This is a genomic window from Cupriavidus sp. SHE (assembly GCF_000812445.1).
Lineage (GTDB): Bacteria > Pseudomonadota > Gammaproteobacteria > Burkholderiales > Burkholderiaceae > Cupriavidus > Cupriavidus metallidurans.
On the sequence record NZ_JWMB01000104.1, the window covers coordinates 1 to 5,191 of the forward strand.

Consider the following 5,191-nt stretch of genomic DNA (forward strand, 5'->3'; position numbering starts at 1 on the left):
TCGGTCGAGCCTGGAAAGTGGATTGCTAATGAAGAGGCCTTTGCGCAGCGATGGAAGACCCCTGGTCACAAGCTCGCGGTCATGCGGCACGAGACGTTTCATCGACTGAGACCGCTGCTCGGTGGCGACACAACTGTGATCGGTCGACAAGGCGTCAACGTCCTGGTGCAGAAGCCATGAGGGTCCCGTTACGATTTGTGCGGTTTCTTGGTGCGGGAGCTACGGCAACCGCCGCCCACTATGCAACGCTAATAGCGCTGGTCAGGTTCGGGGCCGCAGCGCTTCCGGCATCTGCCGCCGGTAGTGTTGTTGGTCTTTTGGCGCACTACTTCATCAGCAGCCGATGGGTGTTCACACAAGTCCAACCACAACGCGCCACCTTCGGACGGTTCATTCTAGTTGGCGCTCTGGCATTTTCTCTCAATTCGCTACTGCTGTGGATAGGACTAGCGCTGGGGCTGCACTACCTCGTTGCACAGGTTTTGTCGACCATTTCGGTCATGCTGGTCAACTACGTAATCCATGCAAATTGGACGTTCATGAATGGAGCGATGCGATGAATGCCACCAACCTGCTGCCAGAGAAGATCTCGGTCGTCGTGCCGCTCTTCAATGAAGAAGCTGTCCTGCCACAATTTCACTTTCGGCTTCTCCGCGTGATGGATGGATTGGCATCGAACTACGAGATCATCTACGTGGACGACGGCAGCCGCGATCGATCACTGGCGGTTGCACACAATCTCAAGGCGGCCGAAGCGCGCGTCGGCATTGTCGAACTGAGTCGCAACTTCGGCAAGGAAGCCGCGCTAACGGCGGGCCTCGACGTGGCAAGCGGCGACGCCGTTGTGATCATCGACGCCGATCTGCAGGATCCGCCCGAACTGATTCCCTCGTTGATCGAGAAATGGCGAGAGGGGTTCGACGTGGTGTACGCCACGCGCACCTCCCGAGATGGCGAATCGTTCCTCAAGAAGTTCACCGCGCACTGGTTTTACCGTCTGATGGGCAAGCTCAGCGATACGGAGATTCCGGCCGACACCGGCGACTTCCGCGTAATGAGCCGTCGTGCCGTTGCCGCCCTCGGACAACTCCGGGAGCAGCACCGCTTCATGAAGGGGCTGTATGCCTGGATCGGATTTCGGCAGACCGCAGTCTTGTATCGGCGCGACGCCCGGGCATCCGGGAAGACCAAGTTCAACTACCGCAAGCTGTTGCGTTTTGCCGTGGATGGCATCACTGCCTTTTCCACCGTGCCGCTCAAGTTTGCGACCTCGATCGGCCTGCTTGTTGCCGTTCCCGCATTTGGCATGGCCGCCTTCATCGTTGGCAAGACGCTGCTTTACGGCGACCCCGTACACGGCTACCCATCCATGATGACTGTCCTGCTTCTGCTGGGCGGCCTGCAACTGGTTTTCCTAGGCGTGCTTGGGGAATATGTTGGGCGTCTGTTCAATGAAGTCAAGCGGCGGCCAGTGTATCTGGTGGCAAGCTATACGGCGCCGATCGGCCACGGCACCCCCACCGCCGAGCCAGGGCAAGTGGCCGTAGCGACACGGGGTGGCACCCCGCCTGCAGCAATCTTCCACGCACCCGGGTGCCCGGAAGGCAAAGCTCCGGGCCTCTCCGAGGCTTCTCCGCGGGATGCCATCCTCACGAAAACCCTTGCGCCAAGCCGGTAGACAGCCCGCGTACCATGCTCTCTCACGACATGGCCAGCAACTGGATCATGACGTTTTCGAAAGAAAGAGCCTCGTATCCAACTTATTCCGTTCTTCGCGTCCACCGACGTGTTCTAGGACGTCAAATGCACCCAGAACATCGAATGCGTCGATGTACGGAATAGCACGGACATCCATCTGCAACAACTGAGCTTTGCATTTGCGCTGCCCCTGCATCAGGGCGTGCAACGATGCCTCGCCGCCGACCAGGCGTGCACGAGGGAAGCGGGCCTCGATCGCGCGCAGATTCTCAGCGGTCCCACAACCGACGTCCATGAACGAGCGCAAAGCCGGAAAGTAGCGCTGCAGCGCTTCTAGGATCAGTTTACGGCGATAGACGAACCAGAAGTGCGTCGCTTCGAGCCTCTCGTATTCAACGAAGAGCGGTTCGTGAAAGCCATCGTGGTCGACCATCATGGCCGGTGCCAGACAGTGCACGCCCGCGAGAACATGAGGCTGCCAATTGCATGCGGTGCACGCCCACACGTCAATTTCGAGCGGGGCCTTGCATTGATTACAGATGCGCATCGCTGTCTCTCCAATATCGTGCGCGCGCGACACAGCCAAGCGACACATCGCGCACCGCAACATAATTGCGCTGCCTCGCTCGCGCAGGGACGGGTGCAGGCAGGCTTGTTTCGTCTTCGATCAGGCCGAAGGACGACGTCTAAGAGGTGGAGGTAGCCAACCCAGTGGTTGCGTGGGAGGCTTCAGAGATGGCGAGAGGGCGGGCGGAGCACCGTCTCAGGAGTTGTGCTCGCAAATATCCACGGGACAGACGCCGGTGGCACGCCGTTCAGGGACAATGCTTGAGCCCCCAAGAAGGCAACGAGAGCAAGTGGCGAGGCGGCCGAGCAGGCAGAACAAGCTTGACAGCCGCGGGCCTTGCCGTGCGTTTTGTTTAGCGAACGGTGATGCGAACTCGGATCGCAGTGTGCGTTCACCTCGTGAGTGACGTCAATGACGGCAAGGGAAGTATAGCCGGCACCGTGCCTCAGCTCGGTCAGCTCGCTGCACGAAAGAGTAGCCGCTGCGCCAACGCTCTGAACCGGCAACGTCAATACAAGGAGCCAAAGCGAGAGGTGTCGCAACAGCTTTTTCATCCGGCGGCATCAGCATCTATTGATGGCGGGAGTCTACAGAAGACTCCTGTCATTAGAATGACGGGGACATGACAGACTCGGCACCCTGGACGTCTTCAAACGACCGCCCTGCGTCGCAGTAACGAGGCCGCCAAGATCTGGAAGCGGCGCCTCGATAAACGCATTCACTCATGTATGAAGTCCCAATGCCGCGCGCCCGGCGTCCGCAAGCCTGCAGGCAACTCAAACGACCAGCCGGCAGGCGAGTAAATCAGTGGCCTGGTGAACCGTGAGAGCCATCTCGCGGGCGACGATCAAGCTCGCGTCGCCCATGTTCGACACGGTGATGGGGCTGGCGATACGAATCGTGCAGAGCGGGACCATGCCCGTAGAAAGGTCGCGCATCATGTGCCACCGCGACCGCAGGCACATGATGCGCGGCGCCCGCCGAGCGTAACCAGTAGACATCTTTCTCGCCGTAACCGTCGTGCGTCTGCGCGGTGGCATAACCGAATCCAATGGCCAGCGCGGTTCCGACCAAGATGGGAAGCTTTTTCATGTTTTATCCTTTGTGTTTGTAGCGGATGGAAGCATATGTCTTTGGCACTGCCCGCTGTGTTCGCATTTCCCTACAAGTGTGAGCGCTTGTAACGCTATTGGCTCGGCAGTGACACTCGAGTCGAATTCAATGACTCCCCTGTAATGGTCGCGTAATACGCGCTGACCCGAAGTCATCGCCTTTCCCCGCCGAGAACGGCCAGCTTGTGACGACGGACAATGCACAGCATCGTGAAGTAAAAGTTGCTGAATATACCGCCACAGCGGACTGCCATCATCCAAGGCAGAGGAGAAATCATGTTTGTCATGATGGAGCGATTGGGGGACAGTTCGCTCTCTCCCCCCGGCGGAAACTTTGCGCTTACCGGTTTTTGTTAAGCCAGCCGACGCACTACTTGACCTTGCCATCATGAGAAGGTCCATAGTGCAAATGTGCACCACTTCGCGGCGATCACGCTCTGGCCGCACCACCTAACCAACCAGGGGGAAATCATGATGTCTGTAGCGCAAACGTTACTTGATGAAGTGTTTGTTGCGTTCCGATTGGCGTGTGAACTCCAACAATACCGCGTGGCCGACCACCTGCTAGCGGCCCTGGAACAATTAGCCGGCGACAACGAGCGCTTGCTCGATGACGTCTATTTGTCGTTCGCTTTTTCCCTTTCTGCAGGCGGAATTTCGTCGGAATCCGCAGTGCCTCGCGGAGCATAAGTTTCTATACTTAATACGGCTCCTGCGACGACGCTACCTCGCGTCCGCTCGGAGGCCTAATGCGTAAGCCCATGAATCAGCTTTGGCGTGTCGTCATAGTGCTAGCTTTGGTACTGACTTTGCCCCTCCGGGCTCAGTCCGGGCCATTGCGCAGTTGCTGTATTGCCGTCATCGCCGAAATGTCGACAGGCATGCCCGTTCGAGCAGCGAATGTCAGTGTCGAGACCGGAAGTTCGCCTGATTGCATCAGTCAATCCAGCTGCGCCGATAATCGGAATGTTAGCGGCCCGTCTGGTCTTCCCTGCACGGCCTCGGCTTGTGCGGTCCTCGCTGGCATGCCGGTGAGCACCGGATCGGTCACGGGTGCCTGGATCAGTGTGTTGGTTGCGCATCCGGAATTCTCGTATCAATCCGCCGTTCCGCCCCGCCTCGAGCGCCCGCCCAAATAGATCTGTTCGTAGCACGATTTCACTACACAGGAATGCTGCACTGGGTGCCACACCAGCGCGCTCCTGGCTGGCCTTTTACATTCACAGTGTTGCCGACCGCTTGCTGCTAAGCGGGGCGTGCTGCTTACTCCGAACGAGGAACATCATGAAATCTCTCCTTCACGCTCTTGTGGGTGCTGTCGTCCTTGGACTCTCGCTATCCGCCGTCGCCGGCCCGGACTGGTATGTGATAGAAAAGGCTCGCGACGCTAAGCGAACTGAGGCGCAACACTCGAAGGCACGGCAGACAGGGGACAATACCGCGATGACGCGAGACCAAGCCGCCACGATGCAAAAGTGCAGGGAAATGATGGGTCAGCCCAAGTAACGGGCTTTCTCCGATGCGCTGTGTTTGGGGTGGCGCATCGGAGCGCCTCCAACGGGCTTTTATCTCAAGCGGGTGGCGTTTGACCTGCGGCAAACCGATGCTCGGACAAGTGCTGAAAGCGGCCAAACGCTGTTACCATTCGCTTCAAACGAGATTTCCACGTGCGTACCCGCATCTACCGGCTTTGGCTTGCCGCATTCCTGTTGAGTATGCGGATTTCGGTGAAGGTGATCAGCGGTTTCGGCGAACGTGATCAGGGAAGGAAGGTGGTACTGCGCGGTCAGGAGATTGTAGCGTAGGTGATCAC

At 58.4% G+C, this 5,191-nt stretch carries 6 protein-coding genes and 1 pseudogene; 4 read left to right on the forward strand and 3 right to left on the reverse strand.

The window, feature by feature from the left end; all coding sequences use genetic code 11:
- The 3 genes and pseudogenes from RN01_RS34460 to RN01_RS31520 all read left to right on the forward strand — a co-directional run.
- Positions 1 to 180, forward strand: a pseudogene (locus RN01_RS34460) (glycosyl transferase); the annotation flags it as partial.
- Positions 177 to 560, forward strand: a complete 384-nt coding sequence (locus RN01_RS31515) for a GtrA family protein (protein ID WP_008650712.1) — start codon at positions 177 to 179, stop codon at positions 558 to 560. The pseudogene RN01_RS34460 and the gene RN01_RS31515, both read left to right, overlap by 4 nt.
- Entirely contained in the window at positions 557 to 1,678 is a 1,122-nt protein-coding gene (locus RN01_RS31520; RefSeq protein WP_029306659.1) for a glycosyltransferase family 2 protein, read from the forward strand. Before RN01_RS31515 ends, RN01_RS31520 begins: the two co-directional genes overlap by 4 nt.
- A gap of 45 nt (positions 1,679 to 1,723) precedes the next feature.
- Here RN01_RS31520 and RN01_RS31525 read toward each other — a convergent pair whose 3' ends face one another.
- Both RN01_RS31525 and RN01_RS31530 read right to left on the reverse strand, forming a co-directional pair.
- Positions 1,724 to 2,134 carry a trans-aconitate 2-methyltransferase gene (locus RN01_RS31525; RefSeq protein ID WP_231582333.1) on the reverse strand — a complete coding sequence of 137 codons (411 nt, stop codon included), beginning with the start codon at positions 2,132 to 2,134 and terminating at the stop codon, positions 1,724 to 1,726.
- Positions 2,135 to 3,042: 908 nt separating this feature from the next.
- The gene (locus tag RN01_RS31530; RefSeq protein ID WP_156149798.1) at positions 3,043 to 3,207 is read right to left on the reverse strand and encodes a hypothetical protein; all 165 of its coding nucleotides are present in this window, start codon (positions 3,205 to 3,207) and stop codon (positions 3,043 to 3,045) included.
- Positions 3,208 to 3,849: 642 nt separating this feature from the next.
- Here RN01_RS31530 and RN01_RS31535 point away from each other — a divergent pair.
- Positions 3,850 to 4,068 carry a hypothetical protein gene (locus tag RN01_RS31535; RefSeq protein ID WP_141192960.1) on the forward strand — a complete coding sequence of 73 codons (219 nt, stop codon included), beginning with the start codon at positions 3,850 to 3,852 and terminating at the stop codon, positions 4,066 to 4,068.
- Positions 4,069 to 4,943: 875 nt separating this feature from the next.
- Here RN01_RS31535 and RN01_RS34830 read toward each other — a convergent pair.
- Positions 4,944 to 5,191, reverse strand: a 248-nt coding sequence (locus tag RN01_RS34830; RefSeq protein ID WP_231582334.1) for a hypothetical protein, incomplete at its 5' end; no start/stop codon positions are given.